This window comes from Blastococcus sp. SYSU D00868, assembly GCF_054050575.1.
On record NZ_JBJGZO010000005.1, the window covers coordinates 18,429 to 41,362 of the forward strand.

Genomic DNA, 22,934 nt, shown 5'->3' on the forward strand with positions numbered 1-22,934 from the left:
ACACCGCCGTTCCGCCCCGCGCCGAACCGCCGCTCCGCCCGGGGCGGAGGTGCGCTATCGCCCGGGGCCGGTGCTCAGCAGGGCGGGGAAGCCGGCGGCGAGCTCGTCGAACGCCCGGCGCAGGGCGGCGGCCAGCTCGTCCTGCCCGGCCAGCCACACCTCGAACGCGGTGGTCGCCGCCGCGCGGGTGCTGGTGGCGACCAGCCGGGGCACGAGGTCGGTCGGCGCGACGCCGGTCCGCCGGGCCACGTGCGCGGCAACCACCCGGTCGACGTCGGCGTACCGCAGCTGCGAGTGGGCCAGCAGCGCCGGCTCGCCGAGGATGAGCGACATCCGCTGGCGCAGCACCGGGAGCTGGCCCGGCGGGTAGTCGTTGGCCTCCAGGTAGGCCGCGCAGATCGAGGCGAGCACCGGCTGCTCCGGGGCGGTGGCGGCCAGCCGCGCCTCCAGGCGGGCGACGTGCCCGGCGAAGTCGCCCCACACCGCGTCGGCCTTGGTGGGGAACCAGCGGAAGAACGTGCGCCGGCTGATGCCCGCGGCCTCGGCGATCTCGTCGGCCGTGACCCGCTCGAAGCCCTCGGCGGCGAACAGCTCGAGCGCCACCTGCTCCAGGCGCGCGCGGGTGTCGGCGCGCAGGTCGGCCGGGACGGCGGTCACGCCTCCATCCTGGACCGGCCCGTCCGCCGCGGGAACGACCGCGGCCCCGGTTCACCCGGTTGCCTGTGGCACCCGGTGTCACTAGCGTCCGGGGCGACCCAGGTCACCCACCCGAGGAGGCGTCATGCCCGAGCAGGCCACCGTCAGCACCGAGACCGAGACCCCGGCCGCCGTCGAGGAGGAGCTGGTCGAGGAGACCCTCGTCGAGGAGGTCTCCATCGACGGGATGTGCGGCGTCTACTGAGCCGCCCGGTGACCACCGCCGAGCCCGCCGTCGTGGGTGAGATCCCCGGGGACGCGCCAGCGTTCGACCCGGAGCTGCCGTGGCAGCGGGCCCGGTCGGTGGCGATGCGCCCGGAGCCCTTCGGGGCGCTGGTCTACCACTTCGGGAACCGCAAGCTGTCGTTCCTGAAGTCGAAGCTGCTGGTCAGCGTCGTCGAGGCGCTGGAGCACCACCCGAGCGTGTCGGCCACGCTCGCTGCCTGCGCGGTGCCCGAGGCGCAGCGCCCCGCCTACGTGAAGGCCCTGGCCGACCTGGCCCGCTCGCAGATGATCGAACGCAGGGAGCTGCCCGCATGACCGCCGTCCTCCCCTCCCGCCCCGCCGCGCCCGAGCGCCCGGTCGGCGGCCGCCTGATCGACCAGTTCGAGTACGGCCTGGACGCGCCGATCTGCCTGACCTGGGAGCTCACCTACGCCTGCAACCTGGCGTGCGTGCACTGCCTGTCCTCCTCCGGGCGGCGCGACCCCCGGGAGCTGAGCACCGCCGAGGCCGAGGGCGTCATCGACGAGCTGCAGCGGATGCAGGTCTTCTACGTCAACGTCGGCGGCGGCGAGCCGACCGTGCGCCCGGACTTCTGGCACCTGCTCGACTACGCGATCGACCACCAGGTCGGGGTCAAGTTCTCCACCAACGGCGTCAAGCTCGACAAGGCGCGCGCCGCCCAGCTGGCCGGCACCGACTACGTCGACGTCCAGATCTCCCTGGACGGCGCCACCGCCGAGGTCAACGACCGCGTCCGCGGCACCGGCTCCTTCGCCACCGCCACGCGGGCGCTGGAGAACCTCGCCGAGGCCGGGATGAAGGACTTCAAGGTCTCGGTCGTGGTCACGCGGGAGAACGCCGGCCAGCTCGACGAGTTCAAGGCCCTCACCGACCGCTACGGCGCCCAGCTGCGGATCACCCGGCTGCGGCCCTCGGGCCGCGGCGCCGACGTCTGGGACACCCTGCACCCGACCCAGGCCCAGCAGCGCGAGCTGTACTCGTGGCTGCTGGCCAACGGCGACCGCGTGCTCACCGGCGACTCGTTCTTCCACCTGTCCGCCTACGGGCAGGCGCTGCCGGGGCTCAACCTGTGCGGCGCCGGGCGCGTGGTCTGCCTGATCGACCCGGTCGGCGACGTCTACGCCTGCCCGTTCGCGATCCACGAGAACTTCCTGGCCGGCAACGTCCGGGACGAGGGCGGCTTCCAGCGGGTCTGGCAGACCTCGGACCTGTTCCAGGAGCTGCGCTCCCCGCAGACCGGCGGCGCCTGCACGAAGTGCGCGCACTTCGACGCCTGCCGGGGCGGCTGCATGGCCGCGAAGTTCTTCACCGGCCTGCCGCTCGACGGCCCCGACCCCGAGTGCGTCCAGGGCCACGCCGAGTCGCTGCTCGCGGCGCGCGACCAGGACACGGTCAAGCCGAAGAGCCACCTCGACCACTCGCACACCGGCCCGGTGCGCGGGCAGCCCACCCTCCTCGGCATCCCGAGCATCCCCGCCAAGATCTGCGACGAGTCGCCCCTGGCGGGCATGCAGTAGCCCGCCGGCGCCCCTACGGCAGCCGCACCAGGCCCCGGCCCTGCTCCGGCAGCAGTGCCGGGGCGAGGTCGGCGAGCGTCATGGTGAGCAGCAGTGCGACGAGCACGGCGACGATCAGCACGGTGCACCTCCCGGGGTCGTGCCCCGAGCCTCGTCGCGCCCGCTGGTGGTCGGCTGGCAGTCCGCTGGGAGGAGTTGTCCCGATCGGGCGGCCGCCCTAACGTGTGAGCCAGGTCACGGTTGCCGACTGCAACGTCCAGGGGCCGCCCCGCCGCGACCGGGCCGGAGTGCCGCGTGTGCCTCCGAGCCGGGACGGCCCCCGCCGAGGAGGGGCGGGTGCCATGGGCAAGCTCGAGGGCAAGGTCGCGTTCATCACCGGGGCCGCACGGGGGCAGGGGCGCAGTCACGCGATCCGGCTCGCCGAGGAGGGCGCCGACGTCATCGCCGTCGACATCTGCGCGCAGATCGACACCGTGCCCTACCCGATGGCCACCCCCGAGGACCTGGAGGAGACGGTCCGGCAGGTCGAGAAGCTCGACCGCCGGATCGTGGCCAGCCAGGCGGACGTCCGCGACCTGGCCGCGCTGGAGCGCGCCGTGCAGGACGGCGTCGCCCAGCTGGGTCGGCTCGACATCGTGCTGGCCAACGCCGGCATCGCCCCCATGGGCGGCGAGGGCAACGCGGCGCAGGAGTTCGCCGACGTCGTCGACGTCAACCTGACCGGGGTCTGGAACACCCTGCGGGCCACCACGCCGGTGATGGTCGAGCAGGGGGACGGCGGCGCCGTCGTCATCACCAGCTCCACCGCCGGGCTGAAGGGGATCGGCGGCGACTCACCCGGCGGGCAGGGCTACACCGCGGCCAAGCACGGCGTCGTCGGCCTCATGCGGTCGTTCGCCAACACGCTGGCCCAGCACCGGATCCGGGTGAACTCGGTCCACCCGACCGGCGTGAACACGCCCATGGTCGTCAACGACTTCATGCAGAAGTGGCTGGAGGAGGACCCCACCATCGCCGGCGCGATGGCCAACCTGCTGCCGGTCGAGATGATCGAGGCCGTCGACATCAGCAACGCGATCGTCTGGCTGGTCAGTGACGACGCCCGCTACGTCACCGGCGTGACCCTGCCCGTCGACGCCGGCTTCACGGCGAAGTAGGAGGCGGTCGTGGCCGGACGGGTCGAGGGCAAGGTCGCGTTCATCACCGGGGCGGCGCGCGGGCAGGGGCGCAGCCACGCGCTGCGGCTGGCCGAGGAGGGCGCCGACGTCATCGCGGTGGACCTCTGCGGCCCCGTGCCGTCGATCGAGATGTACCCACCCGCGACGGAGGAGGACCTGGCGGAGACCGTGCGCCAGGTGGAGGCGCTGGACCGGCGGATCGTCGCCACGAAGGCCGACGTCCGGGACGCCGGGGCCCTCGAGGCGGCGCTGCAGGAGGGGATCTCCCAGCTCGGGCAGCTCGACATCGTGCTGGCCAACGCCGGGGTGTTCGAGATCCACCCCGCGCTCGAGGTCACCGACGAGGCCTGGCGGGAGATGATCGACGTCAACCTGACCGGGGTGTGGAACACCTGCAAGGTGGCGCTGCCGCACCTGCTGGAGCGCGGTGGGTCGATCGTCATCACCAGTTCGGTGGCCGGCCTGAAGGGGACGCCGAACACGATCCACTACACGGCGGCCAAGCACGGCATCGTCGGCGTCATGCGGACGCTGGCCAACGAGTTCGCGCCGCAGTCGATCCGGGTCAACACCGTCCACCCGACCGGGGTGGACACCCAGATGATCCAGAACCCGAAGACCTGGGGACTGTTCATGCCGGACGAGCCGAACCCGACCCGGGAGGGCGCCGAGCCGGTCTTCGCCTCGACCAACGCCCTCCCGGTGCCGTGGGTGGAGCCGCGCGACATCAGCAACGCCGTGCTGTTCCTCGTCTCCGACGAGGCGCGCTACATCACCGGCGTCACGCTGCCCGTGGACGCGGGCTACACCGTCAAGTGAGGTCCCTGCCTCAGAGGTCCACGACCTCGTTCTCGCCGGAGTCGATGCGCTGACCGGTGGCCTTCGCCTTCACGAAGCTGAAGGCGGTGGCCAGCCGGCCGCCCGGGCTGTCCCAGTACTCGGCCGTGTCGCCGTCCACCTTCACCAGGACGACGGACGGGTCCTCCGGGCCCTGCGGCAGCCACGCCTCGACCCCGCCGTTCCACAGCTCCTTCTTCTTCGCCACGTCGTCGACCACGGCGGCGCGGCCGGTCAGCGACACCCAGGTGCCGCCCGAGCCGATGCCGACGTTGACCTGCGGGCTGGACCGGACGTGGTCGAGCCAGTCGGCGCTGCGCTCGGCGAAGAACCACAGGTCGCCGTCGAACTCGACCTCCTGCAGGGTCATCGGCCGGCTGGTCAGCGTGCCCGTCGGGGTGGTCGTGGTGAGGAAGCCGAAGCGCTCCCCCTTGATGAGCTCGGCGACCTTGCGGGTGTCCTCGGTGGTCATGTCCGTCCTCTCTCGTCGTCGGTCCGTCCCCGGGTGCCCGGCCGCCCGGCGCGTGACACCCCGGCCCGTCTCTGATAGAGAGGCGAGCGGGAAACCGAAAGGCATACGAGAACCGGCGCACCGACGCGCGGGGACCGGGAATGCCGGGGCGGCCCGCCCACTTGGGCCCTGACGAGCCGGTGGCGTGCTGCCGGGAAGCGACCCGGACACAGGAGCACCCCCGTGACGACCACGCACGACCGGCCGGAGGCCACCGCGGCCCCGGCCGGCCCCGCCCCCGCGGAGGCGCCCGCGCCGCCCGGCATGGCGCGCACCGCGCTGACCCTCGGCGCCTTCGTGGCACTCGGGCCGCTGACCATCGACATGTACCTGCCGGCCCTGCCGACCGTGGCCGACGACCTGATGACGACGAACTCGGCGGTGCAGCTCACCCTCACCGGCACGCTGGTCGGGATGGGGCTGGGCCAGATCGTCATCGGCCCGCTGTCCGACGCGCTGGGCCGCCGCAACCCGCTGCTGATCGGCACCGCGCTGCACGTCGTCGCCTCGCTGCTCGTGCTGGTCGCCCCGAACATCGCCGTCCTGGGAGTGCTGCGGCTGCTGCAGGGGGTCGGGACGGCGGCCGGGATGGTCATCGCGATGGCCGTCATCCGCGACCTCTACGACGGCCGGGCGGCGGCCACGATGATCTCCCGGATCATGCTGGTCATCGGGGCGTTCCCGGTGCTCGCGCCGACGCTGGGCGGCGAGGTGCTGCGGTTCACGTCGTGGCGCGGGGTCTTCCTCGTCCTGGCCGTGTTCGGGTCGCTGCTGCTCGTCATGGGCTGGTTCGCGCTGCGGGAGACCCTGCCGCCGGCCCGCCGGGTCCCGGTCGGGGTCCGCAGCACGCTGCGCAGCTACCGGGGGCTGTTCCGCGACCGGGTGTTCGTCGGGCTGGTGCTCGTCGGCGGCCTGGTGATCGCCGGCCTGTTCAGCTACGTCTCCGGCGCGGCGTTCGTCTACCAGGACCAGTTCGGCCTCGACGAGCAGGAGTTCGGCCTGCTGTTCGGCGCCGGGGCGATCTGGCTGATCGTCGCCACCCAGCTCAACCCGGTCTTCCTCAAGCGGTGGGCGACCGGGCAGGTGCTGCTCGCCTCGACGATCGGCGGGGCGGTCGCGGGTCTGGTGCTCGTCGTCCTCGCGGTGGCCGACACCGGCAGCATCTGGGCCGTCGCGCTGCCGATGTGGGCCGTGCTGTTCGCCGCCGGCCTCGGGCTGCCCAACGCGCCGGCGCTCGCGCTCTCCCGGCACGGCGAGGCCGCCGGGACCGCGGCCGCGCTGCTCGGGGCGGTGCAGTTCGTCGTGGGCGCGGCGGTGGCCCCGCTGGTCGGCGTCCTCGGCAACGACGCGCTGGCGATGGGCGTGATCGTGGTGGCCGCGCTCGCGCTGTCGCTCGCCGTCCTCGTCTGGCTGGTGCGGCCCTGGGAGCTGCCCGACCCGACCGACGACGACGAGGTCCTGGTCGTCGCCCACTAGCCGGCTCCTAGGCTGCCGCGGTGCGCTCCCTCGCCGCGGCGGCCTGGCCGGACCTGCCCGAGTCGGCGCTGCTGCTGGTGCCGCTCGGTGCGGTCGAGCAGCACGGCCCGCACCTGCCGCTGATCACCGACTCCGCGGTCGCCGGGGCCGTCGCCGACGCGGCGGTGGACCGGATCGACGCGGCGCTGCTGGCCCCGGCGCTGGCGTACGGCGCGAGCGGCGAGCACGAGGACTTCCCCGGCACGATCTCGCTCGGCACGGAGGCGCTGACCGGCCTGCTGGTGGAGTACGGCCGGTCGGCGTGCCGCTGGGCGGGGCGGGTGCTGCTGGTGAACGGCAACGGCGGCAACCTCGACGCGCTTCGGGCGGCGGGCACGCTGCTGCGGACCGAGGGCCGGGACGTCGCGTGGTGGCCCTGCGGCGTGCCGGGCGGCGACGCGCACGCGGGCCGGACGGAGACCTCGCTGCTGTTGCACGTGGAACCGGGGTGGGTGCAAGGGGAGCGGGCGGAGGCCGGTGATCGCACGCCGATCGCCGAGCTGCTGCCCCGGCTGCGGGCCGAGGGGGTGCGGGCGGTGAGCGGCAACGGCGTCCTCGGCGACCCGGCCGGGGCCAGTGCCGAGGAGGGCGCCGAGCTGCTGGCGGGGATGGCCGACCGCCTCGTCACCGCGGCCGCGGCCTGGCAGGTCGACCCGACCGGTCGGCTGCGCGAGGCATGGGAGGCTCTACGCACGTCCTCGCCGGGAGGACGTGGGTAGAGCTTCCTGTGCCTCAGCGGGGGATCAGCCGGCCAGCGCCTCGGCGAACAGCGGGACGGTGCCGTCGAGGGCGTAGAGCAGGCCGGGGGCCGACGCGCTGGAGAAGGCGTTGAGCAGCGTCAGGTCCTCCAGGACGACGGCGCGGCCCTCCTGGACCGACGGCAGCGCGTTCCACAGCGGGTTGCCGGTGAACTCCGCGGCCTCCACGAAGATCGGGAAGACGACGGTCAGCTCGGCGTCCAGCAGCGACAGCTGCTCCTCGCTGACCGGCACGAAGAAGTTCTCCGTCGCCTGCTCCTCGATCTCCTCCTTGTTCACGAACCCGAGCTGCTCCATGAACTGCACGCGGGAGTCGCCGCTGACGTAGGCGCCGAAGCCCTCGGAGGTGAAGGCGCCGACGGCGACCTCGGTGCCGGCGAACTCCGGGTGCTCGGCCGCGGCGTCGGCGAACGCCTGCTCGACCTCGTCCTGCAGGGCGGCGGCCTCGTCGCTCCTGCCCAGCGCCTGCCCGACCATCTCCAGCTGCTGCTGCCAGGTGGTCTGGTACGGGCCGACGCCCTCGGGCTGGCCCACGGTCGGCGCGATCGCGCTGAGCGCGTCGTAGCGGTCCTGGTCGCCGGAGGAGCGCGTGTCGAGGATGAGGTCCGGCTCCAGGGCGGCGACCGCCTCGTAGCTGGGCTCGAGGGTCTCGATGATCTCGGGCGCCTCGTCGTAGGACTCCGGGACCCAGTCGCCGAGCCCGTCGTCGCCGCCGACGGCGAGCCAGTCGCTGGCGCCCACCGGCTGCACGCCGAGGGCCAGCGCGGTCTCGGCGTCGGACCAGCCGAGCGCGACGACGCGGGTCGGCTCCTCGTCGATCGTGACGTCGCCGAACGCCGTCCCGATCGTCACGGGGAACGCGCCGGACGACGAGCCGCCGCCCCCCTCCCCGCCGGAGCCGGCGCCGTCGTCGGAGTCGTCGTCCCCGCACCCGGCGAGGACGAGGGCGGCAGCGGCCACGAGAGCGGCCGCGCGGAGCGGGGGTCGGGACGGCATCGGATCTCCAGGGGGCGAGTAGGTGAGGCTCACCTAACCACCGGGCGGTCACGGGTGGGTCACGGGCCCCGTTAGGCTCGACCGGTGCGTCCCGAGGGGTGGCTGGTCGTCGTCGACCTGCAGCAGGTGTTCCGCGATCCCGGCTCCCCCTGGACGGCGCCCCGCTTCGACGACATCCGGCCCAACGTGCGCCGCCTGGTCGCGGCCTTCGGCGACCGCGTCGTGTTCACCCGGTTCGTCGCACCGGAGAAGCCCGAGGGCGCCTGGGTGGACTACTACGAGCAGTACGACTTCGCCCTGCAGCCGCCGGACGCCCCGCTCTACCGGCTGGCCGAGGACCCCGGCGCCGCCCCGGTGCTGGACGCGACCACCTTCGGCAAGTGGGGGCCCGAGCTCGCCGCGATCGTGGACGACGGGCCGCTCACCGTCACCGGCGTCGCCACCGACTGCTGCGTCCTGTCCACCGTGCTGCCGGCCGCCGACGCCGGCGTCCCGGTGCGCGTGGTCTCCGACGCCTGCGCCGGGGCCGACGACGCCGCGCACGAGGACACCCTGCGGATCCTCGGCTGCTACGCGCCCCTGGTGCAGGTGGTGACCACCGCGCAGGTGCTGGGCGGCGCGGCCTGAGCCTGCCCCCGCCGCCGGGCGAGCGGCTGCCCGACGGCTGGACCGTCCGGCTCGACCCGGGCGTGCGCCGGCGGGACGGCGGGACGGCGCTGCTCGGCGGCTCGCCGCTGCGCCTGCTGCGGCTGCGCCCGCGCGCGGTCGACCTGCTGCGCACCGGCCGCCTGGGAGTCACCGGTGCCGCCTCGGCCGCGCTGGCCGACCGCCTGCTCGACACCGGGATCGCCCATCCCGACCTGGGCGCGCTGCCGGACCCGGGGACGGCGGTGACCGTCGTCGTCCCGGTGCGCGACCGGACCGACGGCGTCGCCCGGCTGCTGGCCGCCCTGCGGGCCGACCCGGACACGGCCGCGGTGCCGGTGCTCGTCGTGGACGACGGCTCCGCGGACCCGGTCGCGCTCGCGGCGGTGGCCGCGGCCGCCGGCGCGCGGGTGCTGCGCAGCCCGGTCTCGCGCGGGCCGGCCGCCGCCCGCAACACCGGCCTGCGGGCCGCCGGCACCCCGCTGGTGGCCTTCCTCGACTCCGACTGCGTGCCGCGGCCCGGCTGGCTGCCCCCGCTGCGCCGGCACCTGGGCGACCCGCGGCTGGCCCTGGTCGCCCCCCGCGTGGTCGCCCTGGGCGCGGGGCCGGATGCGGAGTCGCTCGAGCGCGGAAACCGGCACCGAGCGACTCCGCGCGGGCGGCTGGCGGCCTACGAGGCGGCGGTGAGCGCCCTGGACATGGGGCCGCGGCCGGCCGCCGTCCGTCCGCTGGCCGCCGTCTCCTACGTGCCCAGCGCCGCGCTGCTGGCCCGCCGGGAGGCGCTGGGCGCGGGCTTCGACGAGTCGATGCGGGTCGCCGAGGACGTCGACCTGGTGTGGCGGCTGGCCGCGGCGGGCTGGCGGGTCCGCTACGAGCCGGCGGCGCAGGTCGCCCACGAGCACCCCGCCGGGGCCGGCGCGTGGCTGCGCCGCCGCGCCTTCTACGGCACGGGCGCCGCGCTGCTCGCGCAGCGGCACGGCGCGGCGGTGGCGCCGGTCGTCGTCTCCGGGTGGGCGGCGGCCGCGGTGGCGCTGGCCCTCGCCGGGCGCGGGCCGGGACGGCTGGCCGCCGCCGGCGTCCTGGGCGCCGCCGCGGTGCGGCTGGCCCGGCGGCTCACCCCGCCGGACGGGCGCCCGCCGGCCGCGCTGGCCGCCGTGCTGGTGCTGCGCGGCACCGCGACCGCCGGCCGGACGCTCGCCCGCGCGGCGACCCGGCACCACTGGCCGCTGGCCGTGGCCGGCGCGCTCGTCTCCCGCCGGGCGCGGGTGGTGCTGGGCGCCGTCGCGGTCGCCGACGGGCTCGCCGCGTGGTGGCCGCACCGGCGCGCCGTCGACCCGGCGACGTTCGTGGCGGCCCGCCGGGCGGAGGACCTGGCCTACGGCGCGGGGCTGTGGGCGGGGGCGCTGCGGGCGGGCAGCCCGCGGGCGCTGCTGCCCGCGAGCCCGCCACGGATCTGACCGGGCAGCGGATGCCCTGGTGCGTTCGGCGTTTCCCGGAGACGATGGAGGGTGACATGAGCCACTTCCCGGGTCCGAGACCGTGACCTCCTCGCCGTGGCTCGCGCTGCCCGAGGGGCGGCCCGACGCCGCGCTCACCCGTCGGCTGCGGGCTGCGCACGAGGCGCTGGTGACCTCGGCCGCGCGCCCGCCGGCGCCGGTGCGCCCGGTGGTGTGGGAGTCGTGGCGGCGCAGCCTCGGCAGCGGCGTCGACCCCGACGGCGCGTCCCCGCCGGTGGACCTGCTCGACGACGACCTCGAGGCCTACCGCGCCGCGCACCCGCTCGCCCCGGTGCTGCCGGTGATCCGGCGGCTGCTGGTGGAGGACGCCGAGGACGACCGCATGATCGTCGCGGTGACCGACGCCGCCGGCCGGATGCTGTGGGTCGAGGGCGACGCCCGGCTGCGCTCGCAGGCGGCGGGGATGAACTTCGTCGAGGGCGCCCGCTGGTCCGAGGACGTCGCCGGCACCAACGCCCCGGGCACCGCGCTGGCCCTCGACCACGCCGTCCAGTTCTACGGCAGCGAGCACTACCGCCGGTCGGTGCAGCCGTGGAGCTGCTCGGCCGCGCCGGTGCACTCCCCCGTCACCGGCGAGCTGCTCGGCGCGATCGACGTGACCGGCGGCGACCACGTGGCCAGCCCGCACGTGTTCACCCTCGTCCGGGCGACCGTGGCCGCGGTCGAGGCCGAGCTGCGCTGGCTGCACCGGGCGTCGTTGGAGACGCCGGCCGCGCCCCCGCCCCCGAGGCCGCGCCCGGCGGTGCGGCTGGAGGTGCTGGGCCGCGACCGGGCCCGGCTCGTGCTGCCCGCCGGTCCCGTCCAGCTGTCGCTGCGCCACTCCGAGCTGCTCCTGCTGCTGGCCGAGGCCGCCGCCGCGGGGGAGGGCCGGACGGCGGAGCAGCTGGCCGCCGAGTGCCACGGCGGGGACGCCGCCGTCGTCACCGTCCGGGCGGAGCTGTCCCGGCTGCGCCGCCTCGTCGGCGCCCACCTCATCGGCTCCCGGCCCTACCGCCTGCTCGGCCGCCTCGACACCGACGTCGACCGGGTGCGCCGCCTCATCGACCTCGGCGCGCTGCCCGAGGCGCTGGAGCGCTACCCCGGCCCCGTGCTGCCCCGCTCGACCGCGCCCGGCGTCGCCGCCGCCCGCGACCGGCTCGCCACGGCCCTGCGGCAGGCCGTCCTCACCGCCCGCCGGCCGGAACTGCTGCTGCGCTACGGCCGGCTGCCGGAGGCCACGGCCGACGTGGCCCTCTGGCAGACCTGCCTGGAGGTGCTCCCGGCCGGTTCCGCGCGCCGGGCGGCCGTCGCCGCCCACCTGGGCCGGCTGCGCCGGGGCGGCCGCGGGGCCTGACGGCGCCGCGGGGGCCCCGGCGGCGGCCGCGGGACCCGGCGGCTGTGGCCCAGCGCTCCCCCACCCGGGGAATGCGCCGCCCGGGCCGGGCATTGGCCTGTGCACGTGAGTGCCGACGTCTCCGCGACCCCCGACGCGTCCACCGCCCGGGAGGCCGACGTCGAGGCGCCGCTGCCGGCCCGCCGGCGGCTGGTCGCCGCCATCGCCGCGCTGGCGGTCGGCGGTTTCGCGATCGGCACCACCGAGTTCGTGACCATGGGCCTGCTGCCCGACATCGCCGACGGCGTGGCGGTCGACATCCCCACCGCCGGGCACGTCATCTCCGCCTACGCGCTCGGCGTCGTCGTCGGGGCGCCGGTGATCGCCACCCTCGGCGCCCGGGTGCCCCGCCGCCGGCTGCTGATCGGCCTGATGGTGGCGTTCCTGGTCGGCAACGCGCTCAGCGCGCTGGCCGCCGGCAGCGGGGCGCTGCTGCTCGCCCGCTTCGTCAGCGGCCTGCCGCACGGCGCCTACTTCGGCGTGGCCTCGCTGGTCGCCGCGTCGCTGGTCGCCGAGGGGCAGCGCGGCCGGGCGGTCAGCTCGGTGATGCTCGGGCTGTCGGTCGCCAACGTCGTCGGGGTCCCCGCCGCGACCTGGCTGGGCCAGCACCTCGGGTGGCGGGCGGCCTACTGGGCCGTCGTCGTCCTCGCCGTCGTCACGATCGCCGGGGTGGCCGCCCTGGTGCCGCCGCTGCGGGCCGCGGCGGGGGCGTCGGTCGCCACCGAGCTCGGCGCGCTGCGCCGGCCGCAGGTGCTGCTCACCCTCGCCGTCGGCGTCGTCGGGTTCGGCGGGATGTTCGCGCTGTACAGCTACATCGCGCCGCTCACCACCGACGTCACCGGCCTGTCCCGGGGAGCGGTGCCGTGGGTGCTGTTCGCCTTCGGCGTCGGCATGGTGGCCGGCACGGTGCTGGGCGGGCGGCTGGCCGACCGCGCCCTGTTCCCGTCGCTGGTCGGGGGCGCGGTCGCGATGGGCGTCCTGCTGGCGTTGATGCCCCTGGCGGCGCGCAGCGGCGCCACCCTGCTCGGCGCGGTGTTCCTCGTCGCGGTCGCCTCCTCGGTGCTGGTCGTCTGCCTGCAGCTGCGGCTCATGGAGGTCGCCGCCGACGCCCGCATGCTGGGCGCCGCGCTCAACCACTCGGCGCTCAACGCGGCCAACGCCCTCGGCGCCTGGCTCGGCGGCCTCGTCATCGCCGCCGGGGCCGGCTACACCGCGCCCTCGACGGTGGGCGCCGGGCTGGCCGCGGTGGGGCTGGTCGCCCTGGGCGCCTCCGCGCTGCTGCAGCGCCGCGAGCGGCTCGCGACGTCCGCCACGACCGGCGCCTGACGGCGTCCCACCGGGGGACTGCAACCCCGCTGCAACGTTGCCACCCGCCGCTGACCTGCGGGAACGCGCCCGCCGGTCGGACCCGGCGGGAAGTTAGCGTGGCCTGAGTCACTCCGCCGTTGCCAGACTCCGCGCCAGCGCCCGGCCGAGCCGGGGCGCGGCGTCATGTCCTGCAAGGAAGCGGAGGCTCTCGGTGACGTCCATCAACGTGCGGGTCGACGGGGTGTCGTACAGCGACGACGTCGAACCGCGGACCCTGCTGGTCCACTACCTGCGCGAGCAGCTGGGCAAGGTCGGCACGGTCGTCGGCTGCGACACCAGCAACTGCGGCGCCTGCACCGTCCACCTGGACGGGCAGGCCGTGAAGTCCTGCACCGTCTTCGCCGTCCAGGCCGACGGCAGCGAGGTCACCACCATCGAGGGCGTGGCGAGCAACGGCGAGCTGCACCCGGTGCAGAAGGCCTTCCACGAGATGCACGGGCTGCAGTGCGGCTACTGCACCCCCGGGATGATCATGGCCTCGATCGACCTGCTCAAGGAGAACCCGAGCCCGAGCGAGACGGAGATCCGCGAGGGGATCGAGGGCAACCTCTGCCGGTGCACCGGCTACCAGAACATCGTCCGCGCGGTGCAGCAGGCCGCCGGCGAGCTGTCCGGCCAGACGACGGGGGCGCAGGCATGACTGCCGTCGAGGACGCCCCGGCCCAGGCGCCGGCCCGGGAGGTCGGCCAGCCGCGCCGCCGCAAGGAGGACGCCCGGCTGATCACCGGCCGGACGACGTGGACCGACAACCTGGTCCTGCCCGGCATGCTGCACCTGGCCGTCGTGCGCAGCCCGATCGCGCACGCCAAGATCCGCAGCGTCGACGTCGAGGCCGCGCGGTCGGCGCCGGGCGTCGTCGCCGTCTTCTCCGGCCGCGACTTCGCCGAGGAGCAGGGCTCCATCCCGTGCGCCTGGCCGGTCACCCCGGACATGGTCAACCCCGGCCACCCCTCCGTGGCGGTGGAGGAGGTCAACCACGTCGGCGAGGCCGTCGCCGTGATCGTCGCCCGCAGCAAGGCCGCGGCCCAGGACGCCGTCGAGCTCGTCGACGTCGACTACGAGCCGCTGCCGGTCGTGCTGGACATGGAGCAGGCGCTCGCCGAGCAGCCCGAGCTGTGCCACGACCACCTGAACTCGAACGAGAGCTTCCGGTTCGTGTTCGACGCCGGCGAGGCCGGCACCGGCCAGGACACCGAGCAGGCGTTCGCCGACGCCGACGTGGTGGTCAGCCGCCGGTTCGTGCAGCAGCGGCTCATCCCGGCGTTCATGGAGCCCCGGGCGACCGTGGTCCAGCCGCAGGGCGACAACTACACGATGTGGTCCTCGACCCAGGTGCCGCACATCCTGCGGCTGATGCTGGCGATGGTCACCGGCACGCCCGAGCACAAGCTGCGGGTGATCGCCCCCGACGTGGGCGGCGGGTTCGGCGGCAAGCTGCAGGTGACGCCGGAGGAGGTCATCACCCTCCTGGTCGCCAAGCGCCTCGGCAAGCCGGTCAAGTGGACCGAGACCCGCAGCGAGTCGCTGATGAGCGCCCACCACGGCCGCGACCAGATCCAGTACATCGACATCGCGTCCGACCGCGAGGGCAACGTCAAGGGCCTGCGGGTGCACATCCTCTCGGACATGGGCGCCTACCTGCGCCTGGTCAGCCCGGGCGTGCCGGTGCTGGGCGCCTTCATGTACGTCGGGATCTACAAGTTCCCGGCCTACCGGTTCGACTGCCAGGGGGTCTTCACCAACAAGACGCCCACCGACGCCTACCGCGGCGCGGGCCGGCCCGAGGCGACGTTCGCGATCGAGCGGATCATGGACGAGCTCGCCGTCGAGCTGGGCATGGACCCGCTGGAGCTGCGCCGGAAGAACTGGATCGGGGCCGACGAGTTCCCGTTCACGACGGCGGCCGGGCTGGAGTACGACAGCGGCGACTACGACACCGCCACCCAGAAGGCCCTCGAGCTCCTCGGCTACGACGAGCTGCGCGAGGAGCAGCGCCGGCGCCGCGAGTCCGGGGACCCGGTGCAGCTGGGCATCGGCTTCTCTACCTTCACCGAGATGTGCGGCCTGGCGCCCTCCCGGGTGCTCGGCTCGCTGAGCTACGGCGCCGGCGGCTGGGAGCACGCCTCGATCCGCATGCTGCCCACCGGCAAGGTCGAGGTCGTCACCGGTTCCACGCCGCACGGCCAGGGCCACGAGACGGCGTGGAGCCAGCTGGTCGCCGACGAGCTCGGCGTCCCGTTCGAGGACGTCGAGGTGCTGCACGGCGACACCTCCATCTCCTCCCGCGGCCTGGACACCTACGGCTCGCGGTCGCTGGTCGTGGGCGGCGCTGCGGTGGTCAACGCCTCGCAGAAGGTGGTGGCCAAGGCCCGCACCGTGGCCGCGCACCTGCTGGAGGCCAGCGAGGACGACCTGCAGTTCGAGAACGGGAAGTTCTCCGTCCGCGGCACCCCGGGCACCTCGCTGTCGATCCAGGAGATCGCGCTGGCCACCTTCGCGGCGCACAACTTCCCGGAGGGCGTGGAGCCCTCGATCGACGCGGACGCCACCTTCGACCCGGTGAACTTCTCGTTCCCGCACGGCACGCACGTCTGCGCCATGGAGGTCGACACCGAGACCGGCATGGTGAAGATCCGCAAGTACGCCTGCGTCGACGACGTCGGGACGATCGTGAACCCGCTGATCGTCGAGGGGCAGGTCCACGGCGGGCTGGCGCAGGGCATCGCGCAGGCCCTGTACGAGGAGGCGGTCTACGACGCCGACGGCAACCTGACCACGGGCACGTTCGTGGACTACCTGGTGCCCTCGGCCGCCGACCTGCCGCACTTCGACACCGCCAACACCGTGCACGTCGCGCCGGGCAACCCGATCGGCGCGAAGGGCGTCGGCGAGGCCGGCTGCATCGCCAGCACGCCGGCGGTGGTCAACGCCGCCCTGGACGCCGTCCGGCACCTCGGCGTCTCGGACATCCTCATGCCGCTGACCCCCGAACGGGTCTGGCGGGCCGTCCACCAGGGCGGGGACGGCGGTGATCGGGCCGCCGCCGGCACCAACGCCTACGGCGGCGCGCAGACCGAGACCACGGCCGGCGTCTCCACCCCCCAGTCCGCGCTCGGAGGCGACCAGTGATCCCCGCACCGTTCTCCTACGCCCGGCCGACCACGGTCGACGAGGCGCTGCAGGCGATCGCCGAGGGCGGCGAGGACGTCAAGATCCTCGCCGGCGGGCAGTCGCTGATCCCCGTCATGCGGCTGCGCCTGGCCGCCCCGGAGACGGTCGTCGACCTCAGCCGCGTCAGCGAGCTGCGCGGCGTCCGGGAGGAGGGCGACGCGCTGGTCATCGGGGCCATGACGACGCACGCCGACGTCGTGAAGGACCCGCTGATCCAGCAGTACGCGCCGCTGATCGCCGAGGCGACCGAGACGGTGGCCGACCGGCAGGTGCGCCACCGCGGCACCTTCGGCGGGGCCCTGGCGCACGCCGACCCGGCCGGCGACCTGCCGGCGGTCGCGCTGGCGCTGGACGCCGAGTTCGTGGTCGCCGGGCCGAACGGACGGCGGACCGTGCCGGCCGCGGACTTCTTCGTCGACTACCTCACCACCGCGCTGGAGGAGGGGGAGCTGCTCGTCGAGGTCCGCGTCCCGAAGCTGACCGGGCAGTGGGGCATGCGCTACGAGAAGTTCAACCGGGTGGCGCAGGCCTGGTCGATCGTCGCGGTGGCGGCGGCGGTGCGCCGGGAGGACGGGCACATCGCCGAGGCGCGGATCGGGCTGACCAACATGGGCCCGACCCCGCTGCGGGCCCGGGCGACCGAGGAGGCCCTCGCCGGCGCCGCGGCGAGCCCGGAGGCGATCGCCGAGGCGGCCCGCCGGGCGGCCGAGGGCACCAGCCCCAGCAGCGACCTCAACGCCCAGGCCGACTACCGCGAGCACCTCGCCCAGGTGCTGACTCGGCGGGCGGTGTCGGCCGCCGCCGGGCTGTAGCGTTCGACACACCGCCCACACCCGTTCCACCGGCTCGGCCGGCCCGTCCCCTCCGGGCGGGCCGGCCGAGCCGTCACCGTCAGGAGGTCGCACCCGTGCAGCTGGAGAACTCGTTCACCGTCCCGGTCCCCATCGACGAGGCCTGGCGGGTCCTGCTGGACATCGAGCGGATCGCGCCGTGCATGCCCGGGGCGGCGCTGGACTCGGTCACCGGCGACGACTTCACCGGCCGGGTGAAGGTCAAGCTCGGCCCGATCAACCTGACCTACCAGGGCAAGGCGTCGTTCGTGGAGAAGGACGAGGCGGCGCACCGCGCGGTCATCGACGCCCGCGGCAAGGACCAGCGCGGCAACGGCACCGCGGCCGCGGTCGTCACCGCGACGCTGGCCGCCGAGGGCTCGGTCACCCGCGTCGACGTCCTCACCGACCTCAACATCACCGGCCGCCCGGCCCAGTTCGGCCGCGGCGTGATGACCGACGTCGGCAACAAGCTGCTGGGCCAGTTCGCCGACAAGCTCGCCGCGCAGCTCGGTGAGGGCGACGCGGGCGCCGCGACCGCACCGGCGGGCGCTGCTGGGGGGGCCGGCGCGGCGGCCACCGTGAGCGGGGTGGCCGAGGAGGTCGCGGCCTCGGTGGAGCAGACGCCGGGCGACAACGCGGCCGCCGAGGCCGTGCGGAAGGCCGGCACGGCGGCCAAGAAGACGGCGGCGAAGAAGACCGCGGCCGCGAGCGCCGCCCCCTCCGCCACGGACACGGCCCCGATCACGCTCGACGCCGCTCCCGCGGCCACCGACCTGGCGCCGGCCGCGACGGACACCGCGCCGGCCGCCTCGCCGGCCGCCGCGGGCACGCCGGTCGAGGCGGACACCCCGCCGCCGGACGCCACCCTGGCCGACCGGGTGCCGGGCGCCTCCGACGTCCCGGCCCGGCCCAGCACCCCGCCGTCCGGCCCGACCGCCCCGCCGACCCGGCCCGCGACCGGCGGCCCGGCGAAGAGCTCGCCGGCCACGCTGCGCCCGCCGGTCGCCGAGCCCGAGCCGATCGACCTGCTCGAGGTCGCGGGCGGGGCGGCGCTGACCCGCTACGCCAAGCCGCTGGCCGGCGTCGCCGCGGTGCTGTTCCTGCTCAGCCTCGTCGTCCGCCGGCGCCGCAACCGCCTCTGACCCCTCGACGAGATCTGCACACTCGTCGCCATCAGCAGCTGATGGTGACGAGTGTGCAGATCTCGCGCGTCAGCTGCGGGGGTGGACCTCGTCCAGCCAGGCCAGCGCGGCCGCGGCGACGACGTCGGGGTTCTTCTTGAGCGAGTGGTCGCCGGGCACCGCGTAGACCGACGCGGTCGCCCGGCCCCGCAGCACCGCCGCGACCTCGGCCGGCGCGCCGAACGCGTCGGTCTCGCCCTGCACGACCACCAGCGGCAGGTCGACGCCGGTCACCTCGTCGGCGCGGCTGCGCTCCGGCCGGCCCGGCGGGTGCAGCGGGAACGCCAGGGTGAGGACGCCGTCCGCGCCGAGGGCCGCCGCCGTCCGGCAGGCCACCCGCGCGCCGGCGCTGCGGCCGCCGACCACCAGCGGGCCGCGCAGCCGCCCGTCGGTGCGCAGCGAGTCGAGGACCGCCGTCCACCCCTCGTCCAGCCGCGCGGGGGCGGGGGCGATCCGCCGGCCGGCGACCCGCCACGGCTGCTCCACCCGCAGCACGCGCCAGCCGGCGTCGACGGCGTCCCGGGCGACGGCGACCAGGTCCGCGGACTCCACGCCGCCGCCCGCGCCGTGCCCGAGCACCAGCGTGCCGCGGACCCGCGCCGGCTCGTCGGCGTGCACCCGCGCCGGCCCGTGCGGGGTGGCCACCTCGTGCGAGCCGCTCATGCGCCGAGCAGCGCGTCCACCGCGCCGGCGAGGTCGGCGGCGACCAGGGCGGCCGGGTCGTAGACCGCCGGGTAGCCGCGCTCGGCGCGGGGGAACCAGACGCCGGTCAGCCCGGCCCGGACGGCGCCGTGCACGTCCCAGCCGTGGGCGGCGACCAGCGCCATCCGCGCCGGCTCGACGTCGCACACGCCGGCGGCCCACAGGTAGACCTCGCGGGCCGGCTTCCAGGCGCGGATGACCTCGCTGGACAGGCACCGCTCGACCAGCGGCGCGATCCCGCCGCGCTCCAGCCCGGCCTCGGCCACGCCGGGGGAGCCGTGGCTGAGCGTCACCACCCGGACGCCGGCCTCCACCAGGCGGCGCAGGGCGGGCTCCACGTCGGGGTGCGGGCCGAGCTCGAGGAAGGTGTCGGCGAGCCGGCCGCGGTCGGCCGCGGGGAGGTCGGTGAGCTGCACCAGGGCGGCGTCGAAGGCGTCGCGGAACCGGCACCACGTGCCGGCGGTGGCCGCGGCGAAGCCCGTCAGCAGGGTGCGGGCGAAGACCGGGCCCAGCAGTTCCGGCGGGTGACCGAGCTCGACCAGACCGGCGCGGATCGGCGCGAGGTCGAGCAGGGTCTCGTTGACGTCGAGGGCGACGACGTCCGGGCGGGGTGCGCTCACCCGGTCATGCTGCCGGGCGGCCGGTGCGCTCGCTCGCCGTCCCCTCCCGGTCGGCCGTCGTCCGGCCCGCGCGGCGGTGCCGGCGGACGTCGCGGTAGCGCTTGACCACCAGGTAGGCGATGCCCAGCGCCACCACGGCGACCACCACGTAGTCCAGGTAGTGCAGGTTCGCCTCGATGAAGTCGCGGGCCAGCCAACCGAGGGTGACCAGCAGGGCGTTCCAGATCAGGCTGCCGCCGGCGGTGTACAGCAGGAACTGGCCGAACGGCATGCGCACGACGCCGGCGGGCACCGAGATGAAGCTGCGGACGATCGGCACCATCCGGCCGAAGAACACCGCCGCCCGCCCGTGCTTCTCGAACCAGGCGAAGGTCTTGTCCACGTCCTCGGTCTCCACCAGCGGCAGCCGGTCGAGGAAGGCGTGCGAGCGGCGCGGGCCCAGCGCGCGGCCCACGTAGTAGAAGAAGATCGCGCCCAGGACCGACCCGAGCGTCGCGCAGAACAGGACGGCGGCGAAGTCCCACGGGGTGTCGATCAGCACGCCGGCCGCACCGAGCACGGCCTCGCTCGGGATCGGCGGGATCACCGTCTCCATCAGGATGCTGAACCCGACCCCGACCGGCCCGAGGGTGTCCACGAGGTCGAGCAGCCAGGCGGTGAGACCACCCTCGTCGGTGGCGGCAGCGGCGAGGAAGGACATGCGCCCCACGGTAGAGGCGGCTCCTGGACGCCGCCCGGACCGCGCCCGGCGGTCCGGGTCCCGCGGGGCCGGTGGGGCTAGCGTGCCCGCATGCGCCAGCGATTCACCGCCCGGGCGGTCGTGGTGGGGGACCGGTCCGGCACGGTCGTCTCGGACGCCGTCGTCGACGTCGCGGACGGCCTGGTCAGCTGGGTCGGGCCCGCGGCCGACGCCCCGCCGGCCGGGGACGCCGAGGTGGTCGCCGTCCCCGGCGTGCTGCTGCCGGGGCTGGTCAACACCCACTCGCACGCGCCGATGGTGCTGTTCCGCGGCCAGGGCGAGGGCCTGCCGCTGGACCGCTGGCTGCAGGAGGTCATGTGGCCGCGCGAGGCGCGGCTGACCGGGGACGACGTCGAGGTCGCGATGACCGCGGCGTCGGCCGAGATGCTGCGCGCCGGGGTGACCACCAGCGTGGAGATGTACTTCTCACCCGATCGGATCGCCGCCGCCGTCGGCCGCACCGGCGCCCGCGCGGTGATCGCCGCGCCGCTGGTGCCGCTGCCGGGCATGCCGCCGCTGGAGGAGCAGCTCGCCGCCGCGGTCGAGCTGGCCACCGGCGCCCCCGGCGACGGCACCGTCGAGTACGGCCTGGGCCCGCACGCCGCCTACACCGTGCCCCTGCCCCTGCTGGGCAAGGCCGCCGGCCTGGCCCGCGAGCACGGGATGCTGCTGCACCTGCACGTCGCCGAGACCGCCACCGAGGGCGCCGACCTGCTGGCCGCCCACGGCCTGTCGGTGCCGGCCCTGCTGGCCTCCCACGACGTCCTCGGCGGCCGGGTGCTGGCCGCGCACTGCGTGCACATGGACGACGGCGACCTGGAGCTGTGGCAGGAGTACGACGTCGCCGTGGCGCACTGCCCGGCCAGCAACGCCAAGCTGGCCAGCGGCGTGGCCCGGCTGCGGGAGATGCTCGACCGCGGCATCCGGGTGGGGCTGGGCACCGACGGCCCGGCGTCCAACGACGGGCTCGACCTGCTGGCCGACGCCCGGCTGGCCGCCCAGCTGGCCCGGCTGCGCGAGTCCTCGGCGACCGCGCTGACCGCCGCCGAGGCGCTGTGGCTGGCCACCGGCGCGGCCGCGGACGCGATCGGCCGGCCCGATCTCGGCCAGGTCGCCGTCGGCCGGCGGGCGGACCTGGTGCACGTCGACACCCGCGACCTGGCGTTCGAGCCGGTCGGGGAGCTCGCCGACCTGGTCACCCACCTCGTCTGGTCGGGCGCCTCGCGGCTGGTGCGCGACGTCTGGGTCGGCGGCCGGCAGGTCGTGGCCGGCGGCGCCTGCACGACCGTGGACGCCGACGCGCTGCGGACCGACGTCGCCGCCCGCGCCGCCCGCCTCGCCGGCGTCTGAGCGGGGCCCCCGCGCCGTCCGCCCCGCCCCCGCCGCCCCGCCCCCGCCGCCCCGCCGCCCCCGGTCACGGGCACTGTGCGCTGCCTGCCTACTCGGGGTTCGCATCGGTCTCCTGGCGCACGCTGCCCGTGTCCTCCACAGGGCGGTGCCCCGCCCACGGGTCGTCGCCGGCGCCTTCCGCAGCGGCGCCGGACCACACGCTGCCGTGGTGGTGGTCGATCTGCGCGAGGTGCTGGGGCCCGACGGCGCGATGCGGATCGCCGACGCCGCGGCGCGGACCGGCTCGACGAGCGTCTCCCGGTGGGTCCGGGAGGGGCGGCTGCTGCGGCCGCTGCCGCACGTCGTCGTCCTCCCCGAGCACGCCGGTCGCTGGCGGACGCGAGCCGTGGCCGCCGTCCTCTCCACCCGCGGCCTGCTGAGCCACACCTCCGCCCTCGCGCTGTGGGGCCTCGCCGAGGAGGCCGGCCACGTGCACGTCTCGATCGAGGCCGCCGGCGCGCGCCGGAGCCGGTCGGCTGGCTGACCGTGCACCGGGTGGCCGACCTGCCCTCCCGCCGGCGGGCCGGCCTGCCCGTCACCCCACCCGCCCGCAGCGTGACCGACGCCTGGGGGACGGCGCAGGGAGGGGCGGGGTCAGCGGTCGCCCGGGAGGCGGCGCGGGCCGCCGTGATCACCGCCTTCCGTCGGCGGCTGGTGACCGCGCCGGAGCTCCGGCGGGAGCTGGCCCGGCGACCGGAGCTGCCCGGTCGCGCCGCGCTGTTCGACCTGCTCGGCATGGTCGCGGCAGGAGCACGGAGCGAGCTGGAGATCTGGGGGATGCTGCACGTCACCGAGGTGCCCGGCCTCCCACCCTGCCGACGCCAGCACCGCGTGCTGTTCCCCCACGGCCACGCCGACCTCGATGCGGCCTGGCCGGAGGCGCGACTCGCCGTCGAGCTCGACGGCGCCGCCTTCCACGGCAGCCCCGAGCAGCGCGAACACGACCTCCGCCGGGACGCGGCGCTCGCCGCGGCCGGCTGGCTGGTCCTCCGGTTCAGCTACCGCCGGCTGACCCGCGAGCCGGATGCCTGCCGTGCCCAGATCGCCGCGGTGTACCGCACCCGGCTGGCGGCTCCGGCCACGAGCGCCGTGCGCTGAGGGACCACTCCGCGGTCCGAACGGTCCCGCACCGCACACCGCCCG

Annotated in this window: 24 protein-coding genes; 18 read left to right on the forward strand and 6 right to left on the reverse strand. The window is 75.7% G+C overall.

What is annotated here, in order from left to right; all coding sequences use genetic code 11:
- Positions 1 to 54: 54 nt before the first annotated feature.
- The gene (gene mftR, locus ACI79F_RS05935) at positions 55 to 657 is read right to left on the reverse strand and encodes a mycofactocin system transcriptional regulator (protein ID WP_456546164.1); all 603 of its coding nucleotides are present in this window, start codon (positions 655 to 657) and stop codon (positions 55 to 57) included.
- Positions 658 to 781: 124 nt separating this feature from the next.
- Between mftR and mftA the strand changes: the two genes are divergently transcribed.
- From mftA to ACI79F_RS05960, 5 genes are all read left to right on the forward strand, one after another.
- Positions 782 to 901 carry a mycofactocin precursor MftA gene (gene mftA / locus ACI79F_RS05940; protein WP_456546163.1) on the forward strand — a complete coding sequence of 40 codons (120 nt, stop codon included), beginning with the start codon at positions 782 to 784 and terminating at the stop codon, positions 899 to 901.
- Between the two features lie 8 nt (positions 902 to 909).
- Positions 910 to 1,236, forward strand: a complete 327-nt coding sequence (gene mftB / locus ACI79F_RS05945) for a mycofactocin biosynthesis chaperone MftB (protein ID WP_456546162.1) — start codon at positions 910 to 912, stop codon at positions 1,234 to 1,236.
- Positions 1,233 to 2,459 carry a mycofactocin radical SAM maturase gene (mftC, locus tag ACI79F_RS05950; RefSeq protein ID WP_456546161.1) on the forward strand — a complete coding sequence of 409 codons (1,227 nt, stop codon included), beginning with the start codon at positions 1,233 to 1,235 and terminating at the stop codon, positions 2,457 to 2,459. Before mftB ends, mftC begins: the two co-directional genes overlap by 4 nt.
- Before the next feature lie 341 nt (positions 2,460 to 2,800).
- On the forward strand, positions 2,801 to 3,616 hold the full coding sequence (locus ACI79F_RS05955; RefSeq protein WP_456546160.1) for a mycofactocin-coupled SDR family oxidoreductase: 816 nt from the start codon (positions 2,801 to 2,803) through the stop codon (positions 3,614 to 3,616).
- Between the two features lie 9 nt (positions 3,617 to 3,625).
- On the forward strand, positions 3,626 to 4,456 hold the full coding sequence (locus tag ACI79F_RS05960; protein WP_456546159.1) for a mycofactocin-coupled SDR family oxidoreductase: 831 nt from the start codon (positions 3,626 to 3,628) through the stop codon (positions 4,454 to 4,456).
- Between the two features lie 10 nt (positions 4,457 to 4,466).
- Here ACI79F_RS05960 and ACI79F_RS05965 read toward each other — a convergent pair whose 3' ends face one another.
- Positions 4,467 to 4,946 carry a pyridoxamine 5'-phosphate oxidase family protein gene (locus ACI79F_RS05965; protein WP_456546158.1) on the reverse strand — a complete coding sequence of 160 codons (480 nt, stop codon included), beginning with the start codon at positions 4,944 to 4,946 and terminating at the stop codon, positions 4,467 to 4,469.
- Between the two features lie 222 nt (positions 4,947 to 5,168).
- Here ACI79F_RS05965 and ACI79F_RS05970 point away from each other — a divergent pair, with 222 nt between their 5' ends.
- Positions 5,169 to 6,461 (forward strand): multidrug effflux MFS transporter, encoded by a 1,293-nt coding sequence (locus ACI79F_RS05970; protein WP_456546157.1) that lies wholly within the window; start codon positions 5,169 to 5,171, stop codon positions 6,459 to 6,461.
- A 20-nt stretch (positions 6,462 to 6,481) separates the two neighbouring features.
- On the forward strand, positions 6,482 to 7,219 hold the full coding sequence (gene mftE / locus ACI79F_RS05975) for a mycofactocin biosynthesis peptidyl-dipeptidase MftE (RefSeq protein WP_456546156.1): 738 nt from the start codon (positions 6,482 to 6,484) through the stop codon (positions 7,217 to 7,219).
- A 24-nt stretch (positions 7,220 to 7,243) separates the two neighbouring features.
- Here mftE and ACI79F_RS05980 read toward each other — a convergent pair whose 3' ends face one another.
- Positions 7,244 to 8,254, reverse strand: a complete 1,011-nt coding sequence (locus tag ACI79F_RS05980) for an iron-siderophore ABC transporter substrate-binding protein (protein ID WP_456546155.1) — start codon at positions 8,252 to 8,254, stop codon at positions 7,244 to 7,246.
- Between the two features lie 84 nt (positions 8,255 to 8,338).
- Here ACI79F_RS05980 and ACI79F_RS05985 point away from each other — a divergent pair, with 84 nt between their 5' ends.
- The 8 genes from ACI79F_RS05985 (at position 8,339) to ACI79F_RS06020 (ending at position 18,302) form a co-directional block, all read left to right on the forward strand.
- On the forward strand, positions 8,339 to 8,881 hold the full coding sequence (locus ACI79F_RS05985; RefSeq protein ID WP_456546154.1) for a cysteine hydrolase family protein: 543 nt from the start codon (positions 8,339 to 8,341) through the stop codon (positions 8,879 to 8,881).
- A gap of 26 nt (positions 8,882 to 8,907) precedes the next feature.
- On the forward strand, positions 8,908 to 10,356 hold the full coding sequence (gene mftF / locus ACI79F_RS05990) for a mycofactocin biosynthesis glycosyltransferase MftF (RefSeq protein WP_456578890.1): 1,449 nt from the start codon (positions 8,908 to 8,910) through the stop codon (positions 10,354 to 10,356).
- An 82-nt stretch (positions 10,357 to 10,438) separates the two neighbouring features.
- Positions 10,439 to 11,749: a GAF domain-containing protein gene (locus tag ACI79F_RS05995; protein WP_456546153.1), complete on the forward strand. Its 1,311-nt coding sequence runs from the start codon at positions 10,439 to 10,441 to the stop codon at positions 11,747 to 11,749.
- 105 nt (positions 11,750 to 11,854) lie between these two features.
- On the forward strand, positions 11,855 to 13,114 hold the full coding sequence (locus ACI79F_RS06000) for an MFS transporter (RefSeq protein ID WP_456546152.1): 1,260 nt from the start codon (positions 11,855 to 11,857) through the stop codon (positions 13,112 to 13,114).
- A 193-nt stretch (positions 13,115 to 13,307) separates the two neighbouring features.
- Complete coding sequence (locus tag ACI79F_RS06005) at positions 13,308 to 13,796, forward strand: (2Fe-2S)-binding protein (RefSeq protein WP_456546151.1); 489 nt, start codon at positions 13,308 to 13,310, stop codon at positions 13,794 to 13,796.
- On the forward strand, positions 13,793 to 16,285 hold the full coding sequence (locus ACI79F_RS06010; protein ID WP_456546150.1) for a xanthine dehydrogenase family protein molybdopterin-binding subunit: 2,493 nt from the start codon (positions 13,793 to 13,795) through the stop codon (positions 16,283 to 16,285). The genes ACI79F_RS06005 and ACI79F_RS06010 overlap by 4 nt, the downstream gene beginning before the upstream one ends.
- Positions 16,282 to 17,139, forward strand: a complete 858-nt coding sequence (locus ACI79F_RS06015; protein ID WP_456546149.1) for an FAD binding domain-containing protein — start codon at positions 16,282 to 16,284, stop codon at positions 17,137 to 17,139. The genes ACI79F_RS06010 and ACI79F_RS06015 overlap by 4 nt, the downstream gene beginning before the upstream one ends.
- 95 nt (positions 17,140 to 17,234) lie before the next feature.
- Positions 17,235 to 18,302: an SRPBCC domain-containing protein gene (locus ACI79F_RS06020; RefSeq protein WP_456546148.1), complete on the forward strand. Its 1,068-nt coding sequence runs from the start codon at positions 17,235 to 17,237 to the stop codon at positions 18,300 to 18,302.
- A 69-nt stretch (positions 18,303 to 18,371) separates the two neighbouring features.
- Here the strand turns inward: ACI79F_RS06020 and ACI79F_RS06025 are convergent, their stop codons facing one another.
- From ACI79F_RS06025 to ACI79F_RS06035, 3 genes are read right to left on the reverse strand one after another with little or no spacing between them, the layout of a single operon-like run.
- Positions 18,372 to 19,004: an alpha/beta hydrolase family protein gene (locus tag ACI79F_RS06025; protein ID WP_456546147.1), complete on the reverse strand. Its 633-nt coding sequence runs from the start codon at positions 19,002 to 19,004 to the stop codon at positions 18,372 to 18,374.
- The gene (locus ACI79F_RS06030; RefSeq protein WP_456546146.1) at positions 19,001 to 19,663 is read right to left on the reverse strand and encodes an HAD-IA family hydrolase; all 663 of its coding nucleotides are present in this window, start codon (positions 19,661 to 19,663) and stop codon (positions 19,001 to 19,003) included. The genes ACI79F_RS06025 and ACI79F_RS06030 overlap by 4 nt, the downstream gene beginning before the upstream one ends.
- Positions 19,664 to 19,667: 4 nt before the next feature.
- On the reverse strand, positions 19,668 to 20,363 hold the full coding sequence (locus ACI79F_RS06035) for a DedA family protein (protein ID WP_456546145.1): 696 nt from the start codon (positions 20,361 to 20,363) through the stop codon (positions 19,668 to 19,670).
- A gap of 90 nt (positions 20,364 to 20,453) precedes the next feature.
- On the opposite strand from ACI79F_RS06035, the gene ACI79F_RS06040 reads away from it, so the two are divergent.
- From ACI79F_RS06040 to ACI79F_RS06050, 3 genes are all read left to right on the forward strand, one after another.
- Positions 20,454 to 21,752, forward strand: a complete 1,299-nt coding sequence (locus ACI79F_RS06040; RefSeq protein WP_456546144.1) for an amidohydrolase family protein — start codon at positions 20,454 to 20,456, stop codon at positions 21,750 to 21,752.
- Positions 21,753 to 21,960: 208 nt separating this feature from the next.
- Positions 21,961 to 22,275 (forward strand): hypothetical protein, encoded by a 315-nt coding sequence (locus tag ACI79F_RS06045; protein WP_456546143.1) that lies wholly within the window; start codon positions 21,961 to 21,963, stop codon positions 22,273 to 22,275.
- 11 nt (positions 22,276 to 22,286) lie between these two features.
- Positions 22,287 to 22,889 (forward strand): endonuclease domain-containing protein, encoded by a 603-nt coding sequence (locus ACI79F_RS06050; protein ID WP_456546142.1) that lies wholly within the window; start codon positions 22,287 to 22,289, stop codon positions 22,887 to 22,889.
- Positions 22,890 to 22,934: the final 45 nt, after the last annotated feature.